This is a genomic window from Stutzerimonas stutzeri, from assembly GCF_009789555.1.
Taxonomy (GTDB): Bacteria; Pseudomonadota; Gammaproteobacteria; order Pseudomonadales; family Pseudomonadaceae; genus Stutzerimonas; species Stutzerimonas stutzeri_R.
Window position 1 is genome coordinate 4,215,721 of sequence record NZ_CP046902.1, and the last position, 23,013, is coordinate 4,238,733.

The 23,013-nt window shown below is 60.5% G+C and carries 23 protein-coding genes and 1 tRNA gene; 12 read left to right on the top strand and 12 right to left on the bottom strand.

What is annotated here, in order from left to right:
• Positions 1 to 190: 190 nt before the first annotated feature.
• Positions 191 to 370: a hypothetical protein gene (locus tag GQA94_RS19550; RefSeq protein WP_158189571.1), complete on the top strand. Its 180-nt coding sequence runs from the start codon at positions 191 to 193 to the stop codon at positions 368 to 370.
• A gap of 28 nt (positions 371 to 398) precedes the next feature.
• A complete protein-coding gene (gene pncB / locus GQA94_RS19555; RefSeq protein WP_158189572.1) occupies positions 399 to 1,598 on the top strand; it encodes a nicotinate phosphoribosyltransferase in 1,200 nt (399 codons plus the stop codon).
• A gap of 9 nt (positions 1,599 to 1,607) precedes the next feature.
• On the opposite strand, the gene GQA94_RS19560 is transcribed toward pncB, so the two are convergent.
• A complete protein-coding gene (locus GQA94_RS19560; RefSeq protein ID WP_158189573.1) occupies positions 1,608 to 2,801 on the bottom strand; it encodes a GGDEF domain-containing protein in 1,194 nt (397 codons plus the stop codon).
• Between the two features lie 395 nt (positions 2,802 to 3,196).
• On the opposite strand from GQA94_RS19560, the gene GQA94_RS19565 reads away from it, so the two are divergent.
• The gene (locus GQA94_RS19565; protein WP_158189574.1) at positions 3,197 to 5,116 is read left to right on the top strand and encodes an autotransporter outer membrane beta-barrel domain-containing protein; all 1,920 of its coding nucleotides are present in this window, start codon (positions 3,197 to 3,199) and stop codon (positions 5,114 to 5,116) included.
• Positions 5,117 to 5,188: 72 nt separating this feature from the next.
• Here GQA94_RS19565 and GQA94_RS19570 read toward each other — a convergent pair whose 3' ends face one another.
• Positions 5,189 to 6,121 (bottom strand): ATPase, encoded by a 933-nt coding sequence (locus tag GQA94_RS19570; RefSeq protein ID WP_158189575.1) that lies wholly within the window; start codon positions 6,119 to 6,121, stop codon positions 5,189 to 5,191.
• A gap of 357 nt (positions 6,122 to 6,478) precedes the next feature.
• On the opposite strand from GQA94_RS19570, the gene GQA94_RS19575 reads away from it, so the two are divergent.
• Positions 6,479 to 6,760: a hypothetical protein gene (locus GQA94_RS19575; RefSeq protein ID WP_158189576.1), complete on the top strand. Its 282-nt coding sequence runs from the start codon at positions 6,479 to 6,481 to the stop codon at positions 6,758 to 6,760.
• Positions 6,761 to 6,767: 7 nt separating this feature from the next.
• On the opposite strand, the gene GQA94_RS19580 is transcribed toward GQA94_RS19575, so the two are convergent.
• Positions 6,768 to 7,655, bottom strand: coding sequence for a LysR family transcriptional regulator ArgP (locus tag GQA94_RS19580; RefSeq protein WP_158189577.1), 888 nt, complete (start codon positions 7,653 to 7,655; stop codon positions 6,768 to 6,770).
• Between the two features lie 99 nt (positions 7,656 to 7,754).
• Here GQA94_RS19580 and GQA94_RS19585 point away from each other — a divergent pair, with 99 nt between their 5' ends.
• The 3 genes from GQA94_RS19585 to GQA94_RS19595 all read left to right on the top strand — a co-directional run bounded on the left by GQA94_RS19585 (position 7,755) and on the right by GQA94_RS19595 (position 10,149).
• Positions 7,755 to 8,357, top strand: a complete 603-nt coding sequence (locus GQA94_RS19585) for a LysE/ArgO family amino acid transporter (RefSeq protein ID WP_158189578.1) — start codon at positions 7,755 to 7,757, stop codon at positions 8,355 to 8,357.
• 363 nt (positions 8,358 to 8,720) lie between these two features.
• Positions 8,721 to 9,302: a superoxide dismutase gene (locus GQA94_RS19590; protein WP_158189579.1), complete on the top strand. Its 582-nt coding sequence runs from the start codon at positions 8,721 to 8,723 to the stop codon at positions 9,300 to 9,302.
• A gap of 163 nt (positions 9,303 to 9,465) precedes the next feature.
• The gene (locus GQA94_RS19595) at positions 9,466 to 10,149 is read left to right on the top strand and encodes an SDR family oxidoreductase (protein ID WP_158189580.1); all 684 of its coding nucleotides are present in this window, start codon (positions 9,466 to 9,468) and stop codon (positions 10,147 to 10,149) included.
• Positions 10,150 to 10,242: 93 nt separating this feature from the next.
• Here the strand turns inward: GQA94_RS19595 and dcd are convergent, their stop codons facing one another.
• Positions 10,243 to 10,809 (bottom strand): dCTP deaminase, encoded by a 567-nt coding sequence (dcd, locus tag GQA94_RS19600; protein ID WP_021207353.1) that lies wholly within the window; start codon positions 10,807 to 10,809, stop codon positions 10,243 to 10,245.
• Positions 10,810 to 11,128: 319 nt separating this feature from the next.
• Between dcd and GQA94_RS19605 the strand changes: the two genes are divergently transcribed.
• Positions 11,129 to 11,338: a cold-shock protein gene (locus GQA94_RS19605; protein ID WP_003282211.1), complete on the top strand. Its 210-nt coding sequence runs from the start codon at positions 11,129 to 11,131 to the stop codon at positions 11,336 to 11,338.
• Positions 11,339 to 11,444: 106 nt separating this feature from the next.
• On the opposite strand, the gene apbC is transcribed toward GQA94_RS19605, so the two are convergent.
• A complete protein-coding gene (gene apbC / locus GQA94_RS19610) occupies positions 11,445 to 12,539 on the bottom strand; it encodes an iron-sulfur cluster carrier protein ApbC (RefSeq protein ID WP_158189581.1) in 1,095 nt (364 codons plus the stop codon).
• A 193-nt stretch (positions 12,540 to 12,732) separates the two neighbouring features.
• Here apbC and metG point away from each other — a divergent pair, with 193 nt between their 5' ends.
• The 4 genes from metG (at position 12,733) to GQA94_RS19630 (ending at position 15,911) form a co-directional block, all read left to right on the top strand.
• Positions 12,733 to 14,775: a methionine--tRNA ligase gene (metG, locus tag GQA94_RS19615; RefSeq protein ID WP_158189582.1), complete on the top strand. Its 2,043-nt coding sequence runs from the start codon at positions 12,733 to 12,735 to the stop codon at positions 14,773 to 14,775.
• A 91-nt stretch (positions 14,776 to 14,866) separates the two neighbouring features.
• Complete coding sequence (locus GQA94_RS19620; RefSeq protein WP_158189583.1) at positions 14,867 to 15,076, top strand: cysteine-rich CWC family protein; 210 nt, start codon at positions 14,867 to 14,869, stop codon at positions 15,074 to 15,076.
• Positions 15,076 to 15,768: a pseudouridine synthase gene (locus GQA94_RS19625; protein WP_158189584.1), complete on the top strand. Its 693-nt coding sequence runs from the start codon at positions 15,076 to 15,078 to the stop codon at positions 15,766 to 15,768. The genes GQA94_RS19620 and GQA94_RS19625 overlap by 1 nt, the downstream gene beginning before the upstream one ends.
• Positions 15,769 to 15,837: 69 nt before the next feature.
• Positions 15,838 to 15,911: transfer RNA gene (locus GQA94_RS19630), tRNA-Gly, on the top strand.
• A 125-nt stretch (positions 15,912 to 16,036) separates the two neighbouring features.
• Here GQA94_RS19630 and GQA94_RS19635 read toward each other — a convergent pair.
• The 7 genes from GQA94_RS19635 to GQA94_RS19670 all read right to left on the bottom strand — a co-directional run bounded on the left by GQA94_RS19635 (position 16,037) and on the right by GQA94_RS19670 (position 23,006).
• A complete protein-coding gene (locus tag GQA94_RS19635; RefSeq protein WP_233270189.1) occupies positions 16,037 to 17,218 on the bottom strand; it encodes a Fic family protein in 1,182 nt (393 codons plus the stop codon).
• A 90-nt stretch (positions 17,219 to 17,308) separates the two neighbouring features.
• Complete coding sequence (locus tag GQA94_RS19640) at positions 17,309 to 18,301, bottom strand: phage integrase (RefSeq protein ID WP_158189585.1); 993 nt, start codon at positions 18,299 to 18,301, stop codon at positions 17,309 to 17,311.
• Positions 18,301 to 19,578, bottom strand: a complete 1,278-nt coding sequence (locus GQA94_RS19645) for a hypothetical protein (protein ID WP_158189586.1) — start codon at positions 19,576 to 19,578, stop codon at positions 18,301 to 18,303. Before GQA94_RS19645 ends, GQA94_RS19640 begins: the two co-directional genes overlap by 1 nt.
• 134 nt (positions 19,579 to 19,712) lie before the next feature.
• Entirely contained in the window at positions 19,713 to 20,909 is a 1,197-nt protein-coding gene (locus GQA94_RS19650) for a zonular occludens toxin domain-containing protein (RefSeq protein WP_158189587.1), read from the bottom strand.
• Between the two features lie 4 nt (positions 20,910 to 20,913).
• Positions 20,914 to 21,228, bottom strand: coding sequence for a DUF2523 domain-containing protein (locus GQA94_RS19655; RefSeq protein WP_158189588.1), 315 nt, complete (start codon positions 21,226 to 21,228; stop codon positions 20,914 to 20,916).
• Positions 21,228 to 22,637 (bottom strand): virulence factor TspB C-terminal domain-related protein, encoded by a 1,410-nt coding sequence (locus tag GQA94_RS23470; protein ID WP_233270190.1) that lies wholly within the window; start codon positions 22,635 to 22,637, stop codon positions 21,228 to 21,230. The genes GQA94_RS19655 and GQA94_RS23470 overlap by 1 nt, the downstream gene beginning before the upstream one ends.
• A gap of 159 nt (positions 22,638 to 22,796) precedes the next feature.
• The gene (locus tag GQA94_RS19670) at positions 22,797 to 23,006 is read right to left on the bottom strand and encodes a major capsid protein (RefSeq protein WP_158189589.1); all 210 of its coding nucleotides are present in this window, start codon (positions 23,004 to 23,006) and stop codon (positions 22,797 to 22,799) included.
• Positions 23,007 to 23,013 lie beyond the last annotated feature (7 nt).

A 23,013-nucleotide genomic window follows, 5' to 3' on the forward strand; every position in this document is an offset into this window, starting at 1 on the left:
TACAAAAAGGGCAAGGGTTAAACCTTGCCCTTTTTGTTTTTCTACTGCTTACCGCCAATTAGCGTTAAGTTAAAGTAGCGCGATCAGGGCGACAATAAACCGACACATGAAAAACGTTGATCGTCTTTAACGTTTTTTATCGATGTATCCGTGACCGATATGACAAACCAGCCCAACGGAAGCTATCGACATGACCGACTCTAATAACGCGAATCCATTAACCAATCCCGGAGATGAAGCGGTGCCGGGAACACCTGGCACCGGCGAAAATATCTGTCCGGTGTGCAACGGCAGTGGTCGAAGCGAATCGGGGCAGTGCCAAAATTGCGGCGGCACCGGTAAGGTGATCGAAGGTATCGGAGGAGCCTGATACCCGCCCGCACCTTCAGGAGCCGCCGATGAGCGAGAAGATCTTTTCGAACCGTATCGTTCAAAGCCTGCTGGATACCGACTACTACAAGTTGACGATGATGCAGGCTGTGCTGCATCACTACCCCAACGCCGAAGTCGAATGGGCGTTTCGCAGCCGCTCCGGCGAGGACCTGGCGCCCTACCTGGATGCGATCCGCCAGCAGATCGAGGCGCTCGCCGAGCTCAAGATCAGCCAGGACGAACTCGCCTTCCTCGACCAGATCCCTTACATGCAGCCGGACTTCATTCGCTTTCTGGGGCTCTTTCGCTTCGATCTGCGCTACGTTCGGGTCGAGGTCGAAGCCGGCGAACTGGTGGTCTACCTGAAAGGTCCGTGGCTCCATGTGATCCTTTTCGAGGTGCCGCTGCTGGCCATCATCAGCGAGGTGCGCAATCGCGCGCGCTATCCGGACGTGACGCTCGAGCAAGCCGAGGCACGGCTCGACGAAAAGCTCGAATGGCTGCGCGGCGAAGCCACCGCGGAAGAGCTCACAGGATTCAATCTTGCCGATTTCGGTACGCGCCGGCGCTTTTCCTATGCGGTTCAGGCCATGGTCGTGGACCGCCTAAAGGATGGGTTCCCGGGGCGTTTCGTTGGCACCAGCAACGTGCACCTGGCCAGGACGCGCCGGCTCAGGCCCATGGGCACCATGGCGCATGAATGGATCATGGCGCACCAGCAGCTGGGGCCCAGGCTGATCGACAGCCAGAGCGCCGCGCTCGATTGCTGGGCCCGCGAATATCGCGGGGCACTGGGCATCGCCATCACCGACTGCATCACCATGGATGCGTTCACGGCCGATTTCGATCTGTACCTGGCAAAACTGTTCGACGGCCTGCGCCATGACTCCGGGGACCCGGTCGAGTGGGCTGAAAAAGCCATCGCCCACTACCGCCACCTCGGCATCGATCCGATGACCCGGCAACTGGTGTTCTCCGATGGCCTCGACTTTCCAAAGGCACTTGGCATCTATCGCGCGCTGGCCGGCCGCAGCAATACCAGCTTCGGTATCGGCACCCAGCTGACCTGTGACATACCGGGCGTCGAGCCGACCAACATGGTGATCAAGATGACCAGTTGCAACGGCCAACCGGTTGCGAAAATCTCCGACTCCCCCGGCAAGACCATGTGTCGGGACGAAGCCTTCGTCGCGTACCTTAAGCATGTGTTCTCGGTTGATGCCTGAGGGACGCCGTCATTTCGAGGCGGCGGCCGACGGCGTGCCGACCACGCCATCGGTATCGAAGCAGAGCCTGTTGCGCCCGGTCGTTTTTGCCACGTACATGCGCTTGTCTGCCAGTTCGAGCAGGCCGCGCGCGCTCTCGGCGAAGTCCGCGCAGCGTTCGGCCACCCCGATGCTGGCCGTCAGGCGATTGCCGTCAGGACGCGCTCCCAGGCCATTGCGCACCATGCGCGTCAGCGCCAGTCGAGCCTGATCGAGATCAGTGTCAGGCATGATCACGACGAACTCCTCGCCCCCCCAACGCAACAAGGTGTCCGTGCTGCGCAGACTGGACAGCATGTGCTGGGTGCATTCACGCAACATGAGGTCTCCGGCCTCATGGCCGAAGGTGTCGTTGATTGATTTGAAATGGTCGAGATCGATGAATGCGACGGCCAGGCCAGTGTCGTGGCGTCGCGCGGTATCCCACTGCAATTGCAGGATTTCCTGACCGCTGCCGCGCGAGAAGACGCCGGTGAGCGGGTCGCGAATGGCCTGGCGCACCAGAGCGATCATGAACGCCAATTGGCTGAGGCTCGCGAGCGTGGTGACCCCTGCGATCAGGATCAGCAACCAGAAGCCGCCAGCGAACGACGGCCAGTTCAGCGTCGCCCACGACAGATATCCGGCCAACGCCTGCGCCAGCAGCAAGACACAAGCCATCACGACGTTTTCCACAAGCGTGAGCGGAAATATGGCCAGGCCAGCCATCAGCACGAAGGGTAGAAAGGCATAGCCCGTCGCCACGACAGCCGACAGTTGCGTGAGCTGAAAGCCGCCGAGCAGCGTATGCGAGGCGATATAGAACAGGGTAGGAATGGCAAACAGCAGCGCAACGGCGCGATAGGCATCGAACAGGTTGCCGCTGGGCCGATAGAACAGTAGGAGGCATGCGAAGGCCGCGCAGGCCAGCAACCGGAAGGTGGCGAGGCCAAGCCACAGCGGGTAGCTGAAAACCATCAGGTCGATGATGCCCCAGACCGGGGTGAGCACGGCAAAGAGGAAGGCGAACAGCCTGACCCGGTTGACGATCAAGGTCGCCCGGCGCTGGCTGAGCAACAGCGAATGGCGGTGCGGAACGATCAGCTTCATGAACTCGTCCGGTTTGAGTTCACTGGGCAGCAAGGTGGCCAGGCGGCTCGACAACACGTCGATCAAGGACGTCATGTTTCGTATCACTCGAGAGAAGACTTGGTAACGGCTATCCACACCCTTGTGTCAGCCGCAGCGAATGGTAGCACCTCGACATTCGATCCTGACCGAGCCGCGCTTGCCGTTGCGCCTGGACGGTGATCAGACAGTCAATCGCTTGCCCCTACACTCCATGCGGCTTTAACGGATTCGCAGGCCAGCGCCCGGCGCCATCGCACCACGAACGAGCGCTCTTGAATTTGTAACAAATAGATTCAGACGGCCGTCGCGTCAGTAATCCGTTAGAGCGACAGCGGCGCGGGCTGAAAAATGACGCTTTCGAGGGCTTATGTCGGTTACGCGGGGCGACTAGCGTTGAGAGGTCGGCGCCGAACGCGCCTGACGCCAATAACAATAAGGAGATACCTCAAGTGCAGAGCGTGCTCAAACCCCTTGCTCTCGCCGTGCTGCTGGCGGGGACGTCCGTTGCGGCCCACGCGCAAACCGGCCCATACAGCCAATTCGTCACCTTCGGTGACTCGCTGAGCGATGCCGGCAATTTTCCGGACACCGCAAGCCCGCTGGCAGGCGGAAACCCAACGGGCGGCCTGCGCTTCACCAACCGCACCGGTCCGACCTATGCCGCTGACAACAGCGAGTATGCGGGCCAGGTTGTTACCCAGGTACTCGCCAATCGCCTGGGCTTGCAGTCACTGCCCTCTACCCCCCTGCTGCCGGAGCTGCTGACGGGCAATCCAGACGGTACCAACTATGCGGTGGGAGGTTACCGTTCGGATCAGATTCTGGATTCGCTGATCGGTACTTCGACCGTTGCCGCCGGTGGACTGTCGCGCAGCCGTCCGGGTTATCTGGTGGAAAATCCGCAGGTCGATCCAAACGGCCTGTACTACCTCAACGGCGGCGCCAACGACATTTTCCAGCTCGTCCAGAACGGCTATCCGGTCACGATGGCGCAGGCCGCCGCGAACATGGTCGCAGCCGTCGGCTCGCTGCAAGCGGCCGGGGCCCGCTACATCGTCATTTCAGACCTGCCCGATGTGGGCAGCACACCCCTGGGCAACAGCCTGCCGGGCTTCGAATCGTTCCTCAACGGTCTCAGCGACACCTTCAACGAAGAGATGGCGGCCGGCCTGCAGGCACAAGGCGGCAACTATGTGCTGCTCAACAACCGCCTGCTGCTCTCGGAGGTTCACGCCGATCTCGCCCGCTTCGGTTTCGACCCGACGATCAACCAGAACGCCGTCTGTTTCGAAGGTGCCGGTTGCCAGCTCGATCCAACCTACGGCCTGGGTACCGCCAACGCAGACCCCAATCGCCTGCTGTTCAACGACGCCGTGCATCCGACCACCGCCGTCCACCAGATCAGCGCCGACTATGTCTATTCGATTCTCTCGGCGCCGGCAGAAATCTCGCTGCTGCCCGAGATGGGCCGCTCGGCGTTGCGCAATCACCTGCAGATGCTCGACAACGAGCTGGCCGTGCAGCGTGGCAACTGGCAGGCGATCGGTACCTGGCGAACCTTCGTCCAGGGCGGCTACAACCGACCGGAGTACGACGGTTTTGGCGGCGGTGACGGCGACAGCCCTGCGCTGGCCATCGGACTGAGCAACAGGATCAGCGAAAACTGGCTGGCCGGCCTCAGCCTGGGCCTGGCGCAGAATTCACTGAGCCTGGGCGCCGCGGATTCGGATTACGACATGCGCAGCTACCTGGCGAGTGCGTTCGCCAGCTACCAGCAGGACCGCTTCTTTGCCGATCTGAGCCTCAGTGCCGGCTATCTGGACTACGACGACTTGAAGCGCACCTTCGCCCTGGGCATAACCGAACGCTCCGAACAGGGCAGCACTGAAGGGCTGCTCTGGGGCGTAGCGGCCAAGACCGGCTTCAATCTGATGCAGATCGGCGATCCGCTGCAGTTCGGTCCGTTCATCGGCGCGAGTTACCAGAAGATCGAGGTGGACGGCTACCGCGAGAAAGGCACCAGTGCGACGGCCTTGAGCTATGAAGACCAGGAACTCGACTCGCTGCGTCTATCGGTCGGCCTGTTCGGCAACTACGCCCTCACGCAGCGCACCCGCTTGTTTGCCGAGGTCGCCCGCGAAGTGGAACGCGAGGATGACGAACGTGACGACTTGCGCATGTCGCTGAACAGTGTCGAGAACAACACCTTCACCCTACCCGGCGCCGTCCCGACCGGCGACCAGACCCGTTTCAGCGTGGGCGTCGCCCATCAGCTGGCCGCGGGCCTCAGCCTTCGCGCCAACTACAACTACCAGGGCAACGACAACCGCAACCAGGGCATCGCGCTGTCCCTGGCCCTGGACCTGTAAACCGCTGCTCCTCGTTTGGCTGATTCGCCTACCCGCTGCGCGCGATGCTCAGCGGGTTTTTTCCGTTCGACGCTAGCGCTGGTCGATCTGCCGCTGCAGGTTGGCGACCTGGCCCTGCAACCCATTGATGGTGCGGGTCACCTGAGCGCGGAACGAATCGAACTCCGACGTATCGACGCCAGGCCTGGCTGCCGGCCGGTTGTCCAGTTCGCTGCGCAGGATCAAGAGGTCCTGTTCGAGCCGGGTTATCGCCGGGCTGGAATCGCCCCGCTGCTTCAACGCGGCGATATCCTTGTTCAGCCCGTCGATCCGGGCGGGCAGCTTGTCCAGACCGTCAATGCGAGTCGACAGCGTGGCCAGTTCTCCCACCGACTGTTCCAATTGCGAGACCGACGATCTGAGTTCGGCCTGTTCGCCGGCAACACCCTGGACGGTCTCGCCCAACGTCGTGGTCGCCGACCGGTGATCGCGTACTTCGGCGACGATGCGGCCGATTCGAATGCCCTGCTCATCCAGGCGTTGATCTTGATTACCCTGCTTGCCGGTCAGGCTCTCCTGCTGGGTCGTGATCGCACGCTGCTGCTCGGCCAGTTCCAGCGTCTGCTGCTCCAGCTGCTTGATACGCAGCTTCAGGGCCTCGCCTTCGGTAGTGACACTGGACTCCGTCGCCACCACCTTCCCGGAAATATCCTGCAGGCGCCCTGCCGCATCTTCGCTGATGCGCGCAAAGCTTTCCTGGGTGGCGACCAGTTGCGTCTCGAGCCTGGACACCTGCTGCATGCTCCACCAGCCCAACGCGACCAGCGAGGCGAACAGCGCCACGATCATGATCCACAGCGGCGCAGTGCTGAAGGCACGGCGCTTCTGACGCGGCCGTGCATCGTCCGGATCACCACCCATGGGCTTGCTGATCGGCTCGAGCTCAGGCGCAGGATAGGGGTCGCGGCCACGGCCGGCGGTCAGGCTGGGTACGTGGTCCAGTTCGTCGTGAGCATCGTTGCGCATGGGGTACCTTCAATGGCGCGAAGCGAGAAACAACGCGCAGTATAACGATTCGGCGGCACCACTTCAGCGAGATCGACCGGCTGGGGTGCACCCTCGGCAGGCGTTTGTCGCCACCGCGGCTCAAGATCGGGCATCCAGGCGCCGCCGACTATTCGCAAGCACGGTGCCCGGCGCATCCTGCGGCCATGCTCAACGCCGGCCACGCCTGGCCTTGGCAGGTTTCAAAGGCGATCACGGCTGCGACGGCGCGAACTGGTACGCCTGTTGCTACATCAATCCTGCCAGTGGATAGCGCTTTCCGACACGGATGTCGGGCCAAGAATCGGATGACGGCATGATCAGGAGAAACTCATCATCATGGAGTTCAACAAGGCTGTGCTCGATTGCATGCAGCGTTTGCGGCGCCGGTTACGGGACGAGCAGCAACTGGACATCCGCCTGAGCCAACCCGACGCCATCCAGGCCATGCTGACCGCCTGCCTCTGCTCCGGCGATGAAACGACGCGCGAGCTGGGTAAGCAGCTGGCGACCTACAGCGACATGCCCGCCCCCATCGTGACGAAACCGCCACGCCCACAGGCCAGTGCCAGACCCGACCTTTCGGTGCGCATCTATCGCGGCCAGCGTGTCGTGAACTGACGCGAGGTCATTCGACCAGCCACTGCCTCGCGGAGCGCGCCAGCTGACGGGTCAGTTCGGCGAGCAAATCGCCGCCATTGCGCCAGTGATGCCAGTAAAGCGGGACGTCGATGGGCATGCCCTGGAACACATCGACCAGTGCTCCGCTGGCGAGTTCCGAACTCACCTGAAGTTCAGGCACGAGCCCCCAACCGAGATCGCTCTGCAGCAGACGCACGAAACCTTCCGACGATGGGCACAGGTGATGGCTGAAGGCACCGCTCAAGCCCAGCGATGCGAGATAGCGATGCTGCAGCTGGTCGTCAGGGCCGAACACGATCGCCGGTGCCCTCAAGAGTGCTTCGGCCGACGCCCCGCCCCCCAGATGCCGCGCAACGAACCTCGGACTGGCGAGGGCGCGATAACGCATGGCGCCTAAGAACTGACTCCGCGCGCCTGCCAGGGGCCGCTCCACCGCACATACGCAAGCGGCCACTTCGCCGGCCCGCATGCGCTTGAGGCCGACGTCCTGATCTTCCAGGACATGATCGAGCACCACACCGTGGGCGGTACAGAACGGGGCCACGGCCTCAGCCCACCAGGTCGAGAGGCTGTCGGCGTTGAGGGCGATGCGCAACCGCTCGGGCAGCCGGCCTTCATCCAGCTCCGGCACTTCCCCCTGGAGATCACGCTCCAGCAGCCGTACCTGCTGCACGTGGTTGAGCAGGCGACGACCGACCTCCGTCGGCCGGGGCGGCGCGGCACGCAACAGCACCGGCTGCCCAAGCCGGGCTTCCAGCAATTTGATGCGTTGGGAGACGGCCGATTGCGACAGCCCCAGCGCCTGCGCGGCACGTTCGAAACCGCCCTGCTCCACCACGGACGCTAACGCGGCGAGCAGCTTGTAATCGAGCATCGATTTTCCTTATGTAACATTATCGTTTTTCGTTTTTCTTATACTGCGCTTCCGCTGAGACTGCGAGCAATCCAGTTAATGCAGAACAGGCAGAGCGTCATGTGGCAGAGCTATTTCAACGGGTTGTTGGTCACCGCGGGCCTGATCATCGCTATCGGCGCGCAGAACGCCTTTGTGCTCGCGCAGAGCCTGCGCCGAGAACATCACCTTCCGGTCGCCGCCCTCTGCATCCTGTGCGACATCGCACTGGTCAGTGTCGGTGTCTTCGGCCTCGCCGCCGTACTGGCCGAAAGCCCGCTGCTGCTACACATCACGCGTTGGGGCGGGGTGATGTTCCTGGTGTCGTACGGTGTCATTGCCTTGCGTCGAGCGGCACGACCTCAGGCACTCAGGGAAGACGCTCGGCGTGGCCCGCGCTCGCTGCAGAGCGTCCTGCTTGCCGCGCTGGCTGTCACGCTGCTCAACCCGCACGTCTATCTCGACACCGTACTGCTGATCGGCTCTCTCGGTGCCCAGCAACCCGAGCCAGGTGCCTATACGCTGGGCGCTGCCAGCGCGTCGACCTTATGGTTCATGATGCTCGCGCTTGGCGGAGCGTGGCTTGCGCCCTGGCTCGCACGCCCGCTCACCTGGCGCCTGATCGATCTAGGCGTGGCGGGAATGATGTTCGCCATCGCCGCGCAGTTGGTTGTTCTCGCCTGAGGAACACCATCTGCGATCGGAGGTCCACGCAGAGGGCTCGAAGCACCCACACACCCGTACGGGCCTGGAGCGAGCGGCTCTGGGCTCGGCTTTCCCACACAGTTGGCGCGTGGTTTTGCCGCAGGCTGGGTGCTATGATCCCTGATTCGCGGGCATGGAGCGGAACGCTTCAGCCCGCTGTTACGGCCGCCCGTGATCGGCCAAAGAATGCGCACGCATGTAGCGAGCGAAGGGAAAGACAGGCGTCAACGGACGAACATCAGTGCAGTAGTTTTCTCCGTTCCGCGAGGCGCTGGTAGCCAGCGCAGACTGCCTCCTTCCGAGCCGCATCTATCCTCGACACCTGAGCAGGAGATACACACCATGGCTTTCGAATTGCCGCCGCTTCCGTTTGAAAAGAACGCCCTCGAGCCGCACATTTCCGCCGAGACCTTCGAGTATCACCACGGCAAGCATCACCAGGCCTACGTGACCAACCTGAACAACCTGATCCCGGGCACCGAGTTCGAAGGCAAGGATCTGGAAACCATCATCAAGACGTCGTCCGGCGGTATCTTCAACAACGCCGCTCAGGTCTGGAACCACACGTTCTTCTGGAACTGCATGGCGCCGAACGCTGGCGGCCAACCGACCGGCGCCCTGGCTGATGCCATCAACGCCTCCTTCGGCTCCTTCGACACGTTCAAGGAAGAGTTCACCAAAACCGCCATCGGTACGTTCGGCTCCGGCTGGGCCTGGCTGGTCAAGAAGTCCGACGGCAGCCTCGGCCTGGCCAGCACCATCGGTGCCGGCAACCCGATGACCGCAGGCGACAAGCCATTGCTGACCTGCGATGTCTGGGAACACGCCTACTACATCGATTACCGCAACGCGCGCCCGAAGTTCGTCGAAGCGTTCTGGAACATCGTCAACTGGGACTTCGTCGCGAAGAACTTCGCCGGCTGAGTCGCCTGGCTTGCGGCATGGGGGCTTGCCACCCATGCCCTGGCTACCAAAATGCCCGCATCCTCCGATGCGGGCATTTTCGTTTCAGCGGCACGCCGTTGTGCGACGTTGCCCCGACGGCATCGGCTATGCTTGCCAGCCCGTCCATTTCGGAGCGCCATCCATGTCCAACACAGTCCTGATCATCGGTGCATCACGCGGCCTCGGCCTGGGCCTGGCGAAGCAGTTCGCCCAAGCGGGCTGGCAGGTGATCGCGACCGTCCGCGACCCGCAGCGCGCGGATGCGCTGACGGCCGTCGCGAATATCCGTGTCGAAACGCTGGATATCGAAGATACCACAGGCCTCGATGCCCTGGCCGAGCGGTTGTCCGGCATCACCTTGAATGTGCTGTACATCAATGCCGGCATCTCCGGCGCCCGGTCGATTTCGGCCGACACCGCCACCCCTGGTGAAGTCGGTCAATTGTTTTCGACCAATGCCGTCGCGCCGGTACGTCTGGCCAAGCGCCTGCTGCCGCTTGTCGAGCCGAAAGCCGGCGTCATTACATTCATGAGTTCGATCATGGGCAGCGTCGAAACGGGCCCCGGAATGGGCATGCCGCTTTATGGGGCAAGCAAAGCGGCGCTGAACCATCTGACACGCACCTTCGTCGCCGAGCTTGGCGACGACACGGCCATTACCGTGCTTTCGATGCACCCAGGCTGGGTGAAGACCGATATGGGCGGAGCGGAGGCGCCGCTGGACATCGAAACCAGTTGCCGCGGCATGGTCGAGCAGGTCGCGCGTGCCGCCGGACAGGGCGGCCATCGATTCATCGATTATCAGGGTGAACCGCTGCCCTGGTAAGGCACGCGCCGAGCGGCCCTCTTGGGCGACGAGGCGGGCGGCAGCGGCCCTTGACCGCCCGCCTCGAGGACATTCAACGATCCACCTGGCGGCTTACGCTTTAGGCAACGTCACGCCGCGCTGGCCCTGGTATTTGCCACCGCGGTCGCGGTAGGACGTCTCGCACTCTTCATCGGACTCCAGGAACAGCATCTGCGCCACACCCTCGTTGGCGTAGATCTTCGCCGGCAGCGTAGTGGTGTTGGAAAATTCCAGCGTGACGTGCCCTTCCCACTCCGGTTCGAGCGGCGTCACGTTGACGATGATGCCGCAGCGGGCGTAGGTGCTTTTGCCCAGACAGATGGTCAGCACGTTGCGCGGAATACGGAAGTATTCGACGGTGCGGGCCAGCGCGAACGAGTTCGGCGGAATGATGCAGACATCGCTCTTGATGTCGACGAAGCTCTTCTCATCGAAGTTCTTCGGGTCGACCGTCGCCGAATTGATGTTGGTGAACACCTTGAATTCGTCGGCACAGCGCACGTCATAGCCATAACTGGACACGCCGTAGGAAATCAGGCGCTCGTTGCCCTCGGTGCGCACCTGGCGCTCCACATAGGGCTCGATCATGCCGTGCTCCTGGGCCATCCGGCGTATCCACTTGTCCGATTTGATGCTCATGGCGGGCGTCCTGATTTGGCTGGTGGTTGTCAGATAAAGGCGTGCATCTTACCGAGCCCACGGGGCGGGTTCAAAGCCCGGCGCCTGGGACCGTGCGCCGCGCCCGTCGCGCGCAGGGAAGAAACTGAAAATAATCCTCGCATTGCTACGGAAATGCGGTATCTTTCGTTGGCTGCTGCTGCATGTGTCACCGTGAATCGCTACATGTTTAGATTTCGATCCGATCATTGCTACGACTCCTTTAACTCCTTGCACACAGTCACCGTTCGGGGTATTTGCCCGTTCAAATCATCTCTACATCGTTCAAGGAGACATTCAAATGTCCAATCGCCAAACCGGTACCGTCAAGTGGTTCAATGATGAAAAAGGCTTCGGCTTCATCACTCCGCAATCCGGTGACGACCTCTTCGTACACTTCCGCGCCATCCAGGGCGACGGTTTCAAGAGCCTGAAAGAAGGCCAGCAGGTTTCCTTCGTCGCTACTCGCGGCCAGAAGGGCATGCAAGCTGAGGAAGTTCAGGTTATCTAACCTGAGTCTTCTCTGAAAAAAGCCCCGCTTCGGCGGGGCTTTTTTATGCCTGCGATTGCTGAGGCGAACCTCGGTGCGGGTGACGCAAGGCGTCACCCGCTGCCGCTCAGTCGTCGGAAACCGTGATGTTCGGCATCGACTGGGCAATGATTTGCCCGCTTTGAGAAATCCGCGCACCGACACTACGGGCCATCTGCTGATAGATCATGGCGATCTGGCTTTCCGGATCGGCGATCGCGGTCGGCTTGCCCGCATCGGCCTGGGTGCGAATCGCCATCGACAGCGGCAGCGATGCCAGCAGTTCGACGTTGTACTGCGCGGCCAGCTTCTCACCGCCGCCCTCACCGAACAGATGCTCGGCGTGCCCGCAATTCGAGCAAATGTGGATGGCCATATTTTCCACCACACCAAGCACCGGAATGTTCACCTTACGGAACATCTCGACGCCCTTCTTGGCGTCAAGCAGCGCCAGGTCCTGAGGCGTCGTGACGATGACCGCACCGACCACCGGCACCTTCTGCGCCAGCGTCAACTGGATATCGCCCGTGCCCGGCGGCATGTCCACCACGAGATAGTCCAGATCATTCCACGCCGTCTGGGTGATCAATTGCAGCAACGCACCCGACACCATCGGCCCGCGCCAGACCATGGGCGTCTTGTCGTCGGCGAGGAAGGCCATCGACATGATCTGCACGCCATGAGCCTCCAGCGGGATAAAGGCCTTGCCGTCCCGGATCTGTGGGCGCGTGCCCTCGGCAATGCCGAACATGATGCCCTGGCTCGGCCCGTAGATATCTGCATCCAGCACCCCGACACGCGCGCCTTCGCGTGCCAGTGCCAAGGCAAGGTTGGCCGCCGTGGTGGACTTGCCCACCCCGCCCTTGCCCGAGGCCACGGCGATGATGTTCTTAACATTGCCCAGCGATTCGAGCTGATCCTGCGCCTTGTGCGACTGGATCACGCAGTCGACCTGCACATCGGCGCGCGTCACACCGTCGAGCTGTTCGATCGCCATCGCCAGCATCTGCGACCAGCCGCTACGGAACAGGCCAGCCGCGTAACCGAGTTCGAGTCTTACACTGACGCGGTCTCCCTGGATATCGATCGAACGCAGGCAGCCGGCAGCGACCGGGTCCTGGTTCAAGTGCGGGTCGGTGTACTGACGCAGTACGGCTTGCACAGCTTCGCGTGTGACGGACATGACTACTCCCAAGAAAAACCAAGCAAAACAGGCAGGCATCTTACCCCCTGGCGCCGCTTCCGGCCCATCAGGCAAATACGTCGGCCAGCGCAGGTCATTTGACCCGACTCGGGCGCGGCCGTGCGGATGAAAAAAAAACGCCGCACCTTTATAGTGACCGACTCACTTCGCAATCCCGACTGCAGATTTCCCAATGCCCGAAGCTCGCCAGATCCTCGTTACCAGTGCCCTGCCCTACGCCAACGGTTCGATCCACCTTGGCCACATGCTCGAGTACATCCAGACGGACATGTGGGTGCGGTTTCAGAAATTGCGCGGCAACCAGTGCATCTACGTTTGCGCCGACGATGCTCACGGCTCGGCCATCATGCTGCGTGCCGAGAAGGAAGGCATCACCCCCGAACAGCTGATCGCCAATGTCCAGGCCGAGCACAGTGCCGACTTCGCCGATTTCCTGGTCGACTTCGACAACTTCCACTCGACCCACTCCGAGGAGAACCGCGAGCTGTCCGAGATGATCTACGCGCGACTGCGCGACGCCGGACACATTGCCACGCGCTCGGTAACCCAGTATTTCGATCCGGAGAAAGGCATGTTTCTCGCGGACCGCTTCATCAAGGGCACCTGCCCGAAATGTGCCGCCGAGGACCAGTACGGCGACAATTGCGAGAAGTGCGGGGCAACCTACGAGCCCACCGAGCTGAAGGACCCGCGCTCGGCCATCTCCGGAGCAACGCCCGTACTGCGTGACTCGACGCATTTCTTCTTCAAGTTGCCGGACTTCGAGGCCATGCTCAAGCAGTGGACGCGCAGCGGCACACTGCAGGACTCCGTGGCCAACAAGATCGCCGAGTGGCTCGACGCCGGCCTGCATGAATGGGACATCTCCCGCGACGCGCCCTATTTCGGTTTCGAGATCCCTGACGAGCCCGGCAAATACTTCTATGTCTGGCTGGATGCACCGATCGGCTATATGGCGAGCTTCAAGAACCTCTGCGCCCGCCGCCCGGAGCTGGATTTCGATTCGTTCTGGAACCAGGACTCCACGACCGAGCTGTATCACTTCATCGGCAAGGACATCATCAATTTCCACACCCTGTTCTGGCCGGCGATGCTCGAAGGTGCCGGCCTGCGCAAGCCCACCGCGGTGGCCGTTCACGGCTACCTGACGGTCAATGGCCAGAAGATGTCCAAGTCGCGCGGCACCTTCATCAAGGCGCGCACCTACCTGGAACACCTGAACCCCGAATACCTGCGCTACTACTATGCCGCCAAGCTCGGTCGCGGCGTCGACGACCTCGACCTCAACCTCGACGACTTCGTGCAGAAGGTCAATTCCGACCTGGTCGGCAAGGTGGTCAACATCGCCAGCCGTTGCGCCGGCTTCATCCACAAGGGCAACGCGGGGCTGATGGTGACTGAGAATGCCGCACCCGAGCTGACCAATGCTTTCCAGGCCGCTGCGCCGTCGATTGCCGAAGCCTACGAAAGCCGCGACTTCGCCCGCGCCATGCGCGAAATCATGGGGCTGGCCGACCGCGCGAATGCCTGGATCGCCGACAAAGCGCCCTGGGCGCTGAACAAGCAGGAAGGCATGCAGGCCGAGGTCCAGGCCATCTGCGCCACCGGCATCAACCTGTTCCGCCAACTGGTGATTTTCCTCAAGCCCGTCCTGCCGAACCTGGCAGCCGACGCGGAGCGCTTCCTGAATATCGGGCCGCTGACCTGGAGCGACCACGAGGCGCTGCTGGGCAACCATCAGTTGAATGCTTTCACACCCCTGCTGACCCGTATCGAACCCGCGAAAATCGAAGCCATGATCGAATCCTCCAAAGAAGACCTCGCCTCCACCGAAGCCGCCGCGCAACCGGCAGGCAACGGCGAGCTGGCCAAGGAACCCCTGGCACCGGAAATCGCCTTTGACGCCTTCGCAGCCGTCGATCTGCGCATCGCCCTCATCGAGAAATGCGAGTTCGTCGAAGGCGCCGACAAGCTGCTGCGCCTGACGCTCGACATCGGCGATGCCAAACGCAATGTGTTTTCCGGCATCAAGAGCGCCTACCCCGACCCGAGCAAGCTCGAAGGCCGCCTGACGCTCTACGTCGCCAACCTCGCCGCGCGCAAGATGAAGTTCGGTGTCTCCGAAGGCATGGTGCTGGCGGCGGGCCCCGGCGGTGACGATATCTACCTGCTCAGCCCGGACAGCGGCGCCAAGCCTGGGCAACGCGTGAAGTGACCACGACTCGACCGTGCAGCGCTACACGTAGAGCTGCACGGTCGACTGGCCTCGCCACGCGCCCCTAAACAGCCGACCAGCGGACCCCGCCATGACCGACGCAGTCGACGCCACCCGTTGCCCGCTATGCGGACAACCCAATCAGTGCGGCCAGTGCGATCCGCAGGCCACGCAGCACCCGTGCTGGTGCTTCACCACCGAGATTACCGCCGAAACCCGGGAACGGATTCCTGCCGCAGCCAGAGGCAAAGCCTGCGTGTGCGCTCGCTGCGCCCGCGGCGAGCGCCCCGTCGTATCCTGATGCGCCTCGATCGTTTCCTCGCCAACCTCCCACGATTCAGCCATCAACAGGCGCGCCATCTGCTGGCAACAGGACGGATCGAGGTCAATGGCCAAACGGTACGCGACGGCACCTGCGATATTCGCCCGTTCGACCGCGTCGAACTGGACGACCTCGTATTGCAAAAGGGCAAACCCGCGCGCTTCTTCATGCTGCATAAACCGGCCGGGTGCGTCAGCGCCACGACCGACCCGCAACATCTGACCGTCCTCGACCTGCTCGACGAACCGGACAAGGCCGAACTGCATATCGCCGGACGGCTCGACTACAACACCACGGGCCTGTTGATCATCACCAATGACGGGCTCTGGTCACGCCGCCTCACCCAACCGGACAACCGCCAGGGCAAGACCTACCTGGTCGAGACCGAAGCCCCCATCGACCCGGCCTGCGTCGATCGTTTCGCAGCGGGCATCCATTTTCGCTTCGAAAACCTCACCACCTTACCCGCCGAGCTGGAGCTGCTCGACACGCACCGGGCTCGCCTGACCCTGCACGAAGGCCGCTACCATCAGGTCAAGCGGATGTTCGGCCACTTCGATAACAAGGTCATCCGCCTGCACCGCGAACGCATGGGCCCCTTGTCGCTGGACAGCACCCTCGCGCCCGGCGATTACCGCGTGCTGACGCCAAGCGAAATCGCCCCGATCTGAGCCGCTCACCGAAAAGGCTGAGCGCGCGCTTCAATTCCACACGCCCTTCTGGTACAAAGGCACCCCTGAGCGGGCGTCGTATAATGGCATTACCTGAGCTTCCCAAGCTCATGACGAGGGTTCGATTCCCTTCGCCCGCTCCAGATACCACACGCTAAGGCCCTGTTTTACAGGGCTTTTTTGTTTATGGTATTTGGTGGTGTCGAAGAAGTGTCGAAGCTGATCACATTGGCGTGGACTCCGCACAGAGGCCCAGCCCAACCGCCGATTACCATAGGTGCGGAAATAGCAGCTCAATGGAGCTGGGAGACAAGCTCAAAGAAACTGGCTTTCTTGCGTCGGAGCTAATTAGCCGCTCATCAGCCATCTGTCCGAGTATTGTCCTGGTTGTCCTCTCGCTAACTCCGAGCATCGCTTGAATGTCCGCTCGCTGCTGATTGCCGTGATAAAGCAAAGTTTTATATATTTCTTTCGCCTCAATTCTGAGCGGAGCCAAAAGCTGGCCTTTACTATCCGTAAGCACACCGCGCCTTCGCATCTCAAAATACACATCTATGCGTTGATTGAGCTTGTGCGGCTCCAATAACGAACTAAAGTACTTCACTTGATCGAGAGCCGTCTCAATGAAATACTTAGTGAAAGCCAATAAGCCCGAGTCAGATAGCGCGCCGCGACCATCTAGGTCACCTTTTCGAGGTTGATCAGCTTTTGATAGCGCATCGTAATACGCTTCAACGTTCCGCCCAAACCCTCTGCTCATCGACCACAAGCCATACCCTCCTAGACCAGCTGCACGTAGATACTGATCAGTAAAGAGCCTACCAGCACGACCATTTCCGTCTAAAAAAGGATGAATCCACATTAATCGATGATGAGATCCGGCCGCTGCGAATATCGGCGTCAACCCAAATAAGCGATCAAGCCTGTACGCACTCTCAAACCACCGAATATATGCTTCAACATCAGCGGCTGCCGGCGGTAAGTGCTTTCCAACTTTTACATCAGTTTCCCGCAGAGCCCCAGGGACAAGCTTTATCTCACCACCGTCGTTTTTTCTTATATTTAAGAACTTATCAGGAACCCCATCATAGAACTCGCGATGAATTCTAAGAAGGTATTCCTTCCCACATATTTCTAATTTATCAACTGGCGAAAGCGCTAAGTTTTTCTGAACCTCAATATGTCGCTTTACCTCCAGCAGTTCATCACTAAGCGCCCTTTCTTCCGCCTCTTCTTGAGCGTGAAGAATATCGGCCGGATGAGTAGGATTACCCTCAATCCGATTGCTGTAAAAAGAGTTCACCGCCCTGAGTAGGACAGTCATCGGTCGTCTTAACGGATCAGGAATATTTGCATGCAACGCAGCATCCAAGCGACAGAGCTCGACAACCGCGTCCTGAAGCTCGCCAGGAGCACTATCTTGACTAAGAAACGGAACAACGTTAATCATTTGCCGGCCTCATAATTCCTTTCAAGCCTTTATTCTAGAGGCTTTTGATCTTTTTTTCGTCTTGATTTTGCCGGAAAAATTGCCGGCCGTCTAAATCCTTGAGTCAGCCAACGGTCCCAACCTGATCGCATCGTGCAAATGCTCAGGCGCAAGGTGTGCATAGCGCATCGTCATGTTCAGCGAGGCATGGCCCAGGATTTCTTTCAGCGTCACGATGTGCCCACCGCCCATGATGAAGTGAGCGGCGAAGGTATGGCGCAGGATGTGGCTTGATTGCCCACGTGGTGGCTTGATCGTGGTCGAGAGAAGGACCAGCCGAAACACGCCGATGCAGTTGGTGAACGGCCCGTAGGTTTGCCAGTGCTTCTTGATCGCCGCCACCAGCTCGGGCGTTACCGGGACCACCCGCACCCGCTTCGATTTCGTATTGGCGAACACCAGGGCGTTGCCTCTAATCCGCTCCGGTCGCAGCGCTTGAGCCTCACCCCATCGAGCACCGGTCGCCAAACATATCCGCGCAACAAGGGCCGGATGCGGCGACGTGGTGCGAGCTTGGAGCGCATCGAGCAGTTCGGTTATCTGCGGCTTGGTCAGGTAGGCCAAGGGGCGTTCCTGCAACCGAACGGGACGAATACGGGTAAAAGGACAGGGATAGTCGATCACGTCGAGTTTGTGCAGCTCGTTGTAAACGGCTTTCAGGTAACCGAGCCGATTGTTCGCCGTCTTGCCGGTTACGCCTGCAGCCATCCAACGCGCGCGCGTGGCGGCGATCTTCGCGCCGTCGACCATGCGAGCTATCGGGTCGCCCATCGCCTTCGCACACGCCCGCAGGATCGCCACACGACGAACGCCATCGGACAGCGAGACGCCGTGAAGATCGAACCATAGCTCGACCAGCTCTGACAGCCTGCGCTTGTCCTTTGGCCGTGGCGCCCAATCGTTAGATTCGCTGCACTTGGCCCGACAGGTCGCCTCGAAGCGCATCGCCTCAGCCTTGGTCTTCAGCGTCTTGCGAAACCGCTTGCCTTTGACCGGCTCAACATCGACCAGCCAGCGACCATCCGAGCGCTGATGAATCGCCATCAGACCGCCCTACCCCACCGCACATGCCGCTCTTGGAGCAGGTTCTTGATGTGCTTGTACAGATCACGCTCGCTCATATCCTTGGCGGCGTAGTGGTCACGGATTACGGGCCAGCATTCCCAGTCCTTCAGTCGATCAAATGCGGTTTTAGCGCCCACCCGCTCCCTTGCTATTAGGCTTACGAAGTTTCCCAGGAACAGTTCCACGTTCTTTCCACTGAAGCCACGGCTGGTCTTGTAGTAGCGCTTGTACTCGGTCTCATCGACCAAGGAATCAACCGCCACATCGACCCGCACGTCATCACGCATCAGCGTCCAGATCGGCTCATATTGCCCTGGACGATGCAGCAACTTGAACTGGCAAAGCCCGTAGCTCCAAAGGCCGTCCAGGTGAGCCGAGAATGCAGCGAAGGAATCCGTCTCGATAGCCTCACCGGTCTTTGCGCTGATCGATCCACTGGCGAACTGCTGGATGACCGAATGGTGGTAGCGTAGCTCGACACGCCAAACGTCCGCTTTCGGGTCGTAGTTGTCCGGGTCGCCAGCATCGAACGAGTCCCGACGACGCCAGACGCTTTCCCAGAAGTCGAGCTTATCGGTAGCGCGGGCCTGTTCGGTCTTGTTGTAGATACAGAGCTGCACGCCACCAGCCGAGCCAAACATTGATGTTTCGCCACGACCGTAGACGCTGGACTTGGTCGCCCAATTGATCTCGTTGATGCCCGAGATATCGCGGTGCGTCCTGGCGCGACAGTGCAGACGTGCCACCAGATCCACCGGAGGCTTCCAGCCCTGGATATCCAACGCCAGATGGACAGCGCACTGGTTGCGTTCGCGGTGTGTCATCACGGCTGCGGCGTAATAGTCCATCCGCTCTTGCAGGCGCTCAGGCGACAGCGCGTCGATGGCATGCGGTGACACCTCGATTTTCAGGTGTGGGCCGATGTTCTCAAGCTTGGCGTTGAAGTTCTTGATGAGCAGGATGAACCCGAGATCGGCGTTCTGGAGCTTGTACTGGTAGCCCGAGTCCCGGCCAACACGACCGGCGTGCCAGAACTCTCCGGCAAACTCGACCATAGCGCCCGGTTTCTCAAACAGCGCCATGATTTCCGGGCGGATCAGTCCGCGATAAAGCTGACGGACCGTGTCGACACCGCAACGTAGCAGGCGAACGCCTGTCAGGTCGGTTAGCTTTGCCGAATGGCTGTCGAAGAACAGGCGTCCGTCAGGCGTTTCTTCGAATTGGCGATTAACTCTGATCTGGTCTTTAACGCTCATTTTCTAGTGCTCCAAATAGCAACGAATCGACACTGTTCAAACTGGTTTATCTGACGTGTTACAGGGACGTCAGCGCGCGCGCTTGCACGCCGGCTCGTGCCTCGCCGTGCGTGCAAAGGACGCGCTGACGGTCTTCACCACAGGAATTGCCCCTTCTCATACGGCACGCGCGTGATGCGGGTGCCGTGGCTTTCGTTCTGGTCCAGGCGAGGCTGTGCAACCGGCTGCGGTGCCGGTAGCTGGCTGTTTCGGTTCTGGTCCTGCATCGAGCCTCTGTCGGGCTTGGTGTCATCGAAATAGCCGTTCTGCACGACCGACAGGCAGAACTCGAACGACGCTTCCAGCAACGTGCCCTGCTGTGTGTTGCAGCGGCACCCGGTCAGCCCGTCATCGGTGTCACCAATGCTCATGCGTCGTCGGTTGCGGCTGATCAGCTCTCGGTCGGTGGTGGCGATGCACACCGGCTTGGGAAAGGATTGCGGCGTATTCAGCTGGTCATAAATCGGCGCGGAGCCGGGAACATCCTGAATCCGGGGCACACGTGAGCCGAGGTACTGCTCAAGCGTTTGTGGCTGCTCTGCGCCTTGGGTGCCGATGGGGTTGATGAACGAGCCGACCACACTTTTGGCTTGATCGACCATGCTTTCGGATTCGACCTGCGCGCCGATCTGGGCTGTTGATTCGTGCGCGGTCTTCTCCTGTTCATATCGGGCATAGGCGCGGTACACGAGGAAGCCCGCCCCGATGATCACCGCCGCGGCCAATAGGAACTTGGTCGGCACCTTGGTCTGGAAGTGGTGCTTGGCGTTGGTGCTGGTATAGGCACCGAAGTACTTCTTATCCAGCCGGAGCGACTTCTTGTCGGCATCCTTGAAGCTGGATTTCACCTCGACCTTTTCCACCACCACTTCCGACTCGAAGCGCAGCAGCTGGGACGATTTGAAGACGCGCCAGTAGTGAATATGCGAGTTGCACAGGCGGCGCAGATGAACATCGAGGTAGCGCGGGTCCTGGGTGACCAGATGCACTTCGTGGCCCTGGTGGCGCATGGTCTCGAAGCGGGTGATGTGCTCCGGTGGCCGTGCTCGTGGATCGCGTGAACCAAACCAGCCTTGCGCCTCATCGACCACGATGATCGCGTCGGCCGGTAGCTCGTACCACTTCTCGGGATCTTCAAACACGAACCAGCTCGCCTTGAGCTGTTCGGGTTTAAGACCATTGATGTTGTGGTAGTAAACGACGCGCCCTTGGGCGTGGGCGCTTTGGTCGACTTCGCGGATGGTGTTTAGGGTCTTGCCGTGCCCCGGCTTACCCGTGCGGATGATGAGCATGGGATCAGGCCGTGAAGGTGGTGACGTTGCCGAGCTTGGTGCGGCGATCGGCAAGTTTGTCGATGCCGGTCAGCACCAGACGCGTAGTGATCGCAGCGAAGTACATGTTCAGCGCCACATCGATCTTCGCCAGCCCCAGGATCATCTGGATCGACTGAGCGACGTTGCCCATGTTGGCAAGCATGTAATCCTTCGCTTCCCCGATCACGAAGTTGATGCCGAGGTAGCTGACCATTCCAATCCCAAGCACCCTCAGCACCATCATGACCAGGGGTTTGACAATCATTACGGCGAGCATGGCGAGGTAGTAAAAGTGCATCAGGCACCTCCAAACGCGCGGCCGACGTAAACGGCGCAGAACATTGCGGTAAAGGCGACGATCAGCCAGGACATGTCCGTAGCCGCTTGGCAGAGAGGTTTGTAATCAAGTTGCAGGGTGCGTCCACCGCTTGAGCGAAGGTTCATGCTCTCGGGTGACGGGCAGCCGGACGGCAGGAAGCGCCCGGCACCGCTGATGAAACTAGGGGCGTTAACCTCAGCTTCTTTCAGCTCGAACTCTTCGCCCTGGAACAGCCCTTCGATATCGGATTTCTTGTTTTCAAAATTGGCCTGCTCTTCGGCGTTGCAGCGCATCTGCTTCTGCTGCTTGAGGATGGCGCACTGGACTGCATCGCCTTTGCAGCTGATCTCGGCATCGCACTCCTCACCGGTTACGCCGGGCTCAACGCATTTGTTCGGATCGGTGGCCGGGTCGCATTTGTCGTCTCCCTTGCCGTCACCTTCGCCTTCGCTTTCGCCATCGCCATCGCCATCGCCATCGCCATCGCCATCGCCATCGCCCTCACCGTCGCCTTCTCCATCCCCTGTGCCATCCCCTTCACCCCCTCCGTCTCCGTCTCCTTCGCCAGAGTCGTCACCCTCTCCGTCTCCCTCGCCGTCACCCGGATCATCCGGATCGGTCGGGTTCTCCGGGTCGGGGTTCTCAGCGTCATCGCAGCCACCCACCTCAACGTCGGGGTCACAGACCTTCGGTGGTTCCTCGCTGCAGAACGTACCGTTCCACACATGGCCGTCAGGACAGCCGTTGTCCGGGTCAGGCGCCGGGGTGTCGTCGGGATTGGTGGTGTCGCTTGGTCCTGCGGGCGCGGTGCGAGTCGGTTCGCCACCTGTGCATTCAAGCCCCGCGCTTTTGTATTCAAAAGAGCCGAAGACGCCGGGAGGATTGCCGCTGGTGTAGGCGTACACGTTGGTCGGCGCAGTGAAGCCCCAGGTGTATTGGCAGCTATTGGCGCAGACGCTGCCTGGAGGCTCGGTCGAGGGCTCGCCGACGGCAGCTTTGATCAGGTGCTGGTGAAGGATGGTTTGGCCGTTGGTTGTCTCACACTGACTATCACAAGCACCTGTCGTGGTGTTGTAAACGCTTCCTGCAGGGCAGGAAGCGCCAAAACGGCGAACGGTATAAGTGTTGTTATAAGGGGTATAGGTGGGCGAGCCGGACTTGATTACATAGCAATACGCGACAGATTCGCTACCAGGCATCATTTTCGAGTAGGCATAAGGAAGCGTCTCCTGAACAGCAATATATGCTCGACATGCGGCATCATGGTTTATGTATTTCGTTGACGTGGCAGCGGAGCCAGCTGTAGCGGCTACGGACCAAAAATAATCCGCCGCATATGCCCTCATCGAACCAGCAATAAAGAGGATTAGCAGCAAAACCTTTGCCATGCCCTTCATCCCTACACCCGCCCAAAAAACACGAGATAGAACGCCAGGGTGGTCAGGATCAGGACGTACAGTTGGTAACTCATTGGCGTTCCCTCGGAAGTGAAAACCCCGCCGGAGCGGGGTTTGTTTGCTTCGGCACGTGCGGTGCGCAACCCCGGCTTACAGGGCGCGGCGCATGTACTTGAACGCCATGGCGGCGATGATCACGGCGAACACCGCCCAGCCGATGGTGCCGACGTCGGTGCCCGCCTCATCCAGGGCGCCAGTGGCTTCGGCAGGCACAGCCGCATAGACGGTGCCGGCCAGGGTGGAAAGCGCGGCAGCAGCGCCAACGCCGATTTTCTTGATGAAGTGCTTGTTCAGTTGCATGGGTGAT

Bases quoted from the DNA above. Each gene is read 5' to 3' on its own strand.
- GQA94_RS19640 (WP_158189585.1), bottom strand. From the start codon at position 18,301: ATGGCGATTCATCAGCGCTCGGATGGTCGCTGGCTGGTCGATGTTGAG.
- GQA94_RS19655 (WP_158189588.1), bottom strand. From the start codon at position 21,228: ATGCACTTTTACTACCTCGCCATGCTCGCCGTAATGATTGTCAAACCC.
- GQA94_RS19645 (WP_158189586.1), bottom strand. From the start codon at position 19,578: ATGAGCGTTAAAGACCAGATCAGAGTTAATCGCCAATTCGAAGAAACG.
- GQA94_RS19580 (WP_158189577.1), bottom strand. From the start codon at position 7,655: ATGCTCGATTACAAGCTGCTCGCCGCGTTAGCGTCCGTGGTGGAGCAG.
- GQA94_RS19570 (WP_158189575.1), bottom strand. From the start codon at position 6,121: ATGCGCAACGATGCTCACGACGAACTGGACCACGTACCCAGCCTGACC.
- GQA94_RS19650 (WP_158189587.1), bottom strand. From the start codon at position 20,909: ATGCTCATCATCCGCACGGGTAAGCCGGGGCACGGCAAGACCCTAAAC.
- GQA94_RS19625 (WP_158189584.1), top strand. From the start codon at position 15,076: ATGCGCCTCGATCGTTTCCTCGCCAACCTCCCACGATTCAGCCATCAA.
- GQA94_RS23470 (WP_233270190.1), bottom strand. From the start codon at position 22,637: ATGGCAAAGGTTTTGCTGCTAATCCTCTTTATTGCTGGTTCGATGAGG.
- GQA94_RS19585 (WP_158189578.1), top strand. From the start codon at position 7,755: ATGTGGCAGAGCTATTTCAACGGGTTGTTGGTCACCGCGGGCCTGATC.
- GQA94_RS19620 (WP_158189583.1), top strand. From the start codon at position 14,867: ATGACCGACGCAGTCGACGCCACCCGTTGCCCGCTATGCGGACAACCC.
- GQA94_RS19635 (WP_233270189.1), bottom strand. From the start codon at position 17,218: ATGATTAACGTTGTTCCGTTTCTTAGTCAAGATAGTGCTCCTGGCGAG.
- GQA94_RS19550 (WP_158189571.1), top strand. From the start codon at position 191: ATGACCGACTCTAATAACGCGAATCCATTAACCAATCCCGGAGATGAA.
- GQA94_RS19590 (WP_158189579.1), top strand. From the start codon at position 8,721: ATGGCTTTCGAATTGCCGCCGCTTCCGTTTGAAAAGAACGCCCTCGAG.
- dcd (WP_021207353.1), bottom strand. From the start codon at position 10,809: ATGAGCATCAAATCGGACAAGTGGATACGCCGGATGGCCCAGGAGCAC.
- GQA94_RS19575 (WP_158189576.1), top strand. From the start codon at position 6,479: ATGGAGTTCAACAAGGCTGTGCTCGATTGCATGCAGCGTTTGCGGCGC.
- pncB (WP_158189572.1), top strand. From the start codon at position 399: ATGAGCGAGAAGATCTTTTCGAACCGTATCGTTCAAAGCCTGCTGGAT.
- metG (WP_158189582.1), top strand. From the start codon at position 12,733: ATGCCCGAAGCTCGCCAGATCCTCGTTACCAGTGCCCTGCCCTACGCC.
- GQA94_RS19560 (WP_158189573.1), bottom strand. From the start codon at position 2,801: ATGACGTCCTTGATCGACGTGTTGTCGAGCCGCCTGGCCACCTTGCTG.
- GQA94_RS19595 (WP_158189580.1), top strand. From the start codon at position 9,466: ATGTCCAACACAGTCCTGATCATCGGTGCATCACGCGGCCTCGGCCTG.
- apbC (WP_158189581.1), bottom strand. From the start codon at position 12,539: ATGTCCGTCACACGCGAAGCTGTGCAAGCCGTACTGCGTCAGTACACC.
- GQA94_RS19670 (WP_158189589.1), bottom strand. From the start codon at position 23,006: ATGCAACTGAACAAGCACTTCATCAAGAAAATCGGCGTTGGCGCTGCT.
- GQA94_RS19605 (WP_003282211.1), top strand. From the start codon at position 11,129: ATGTCCAATCGCCAAACCGGTACCGTCAAGTGGTTCAATGATGAAAAA.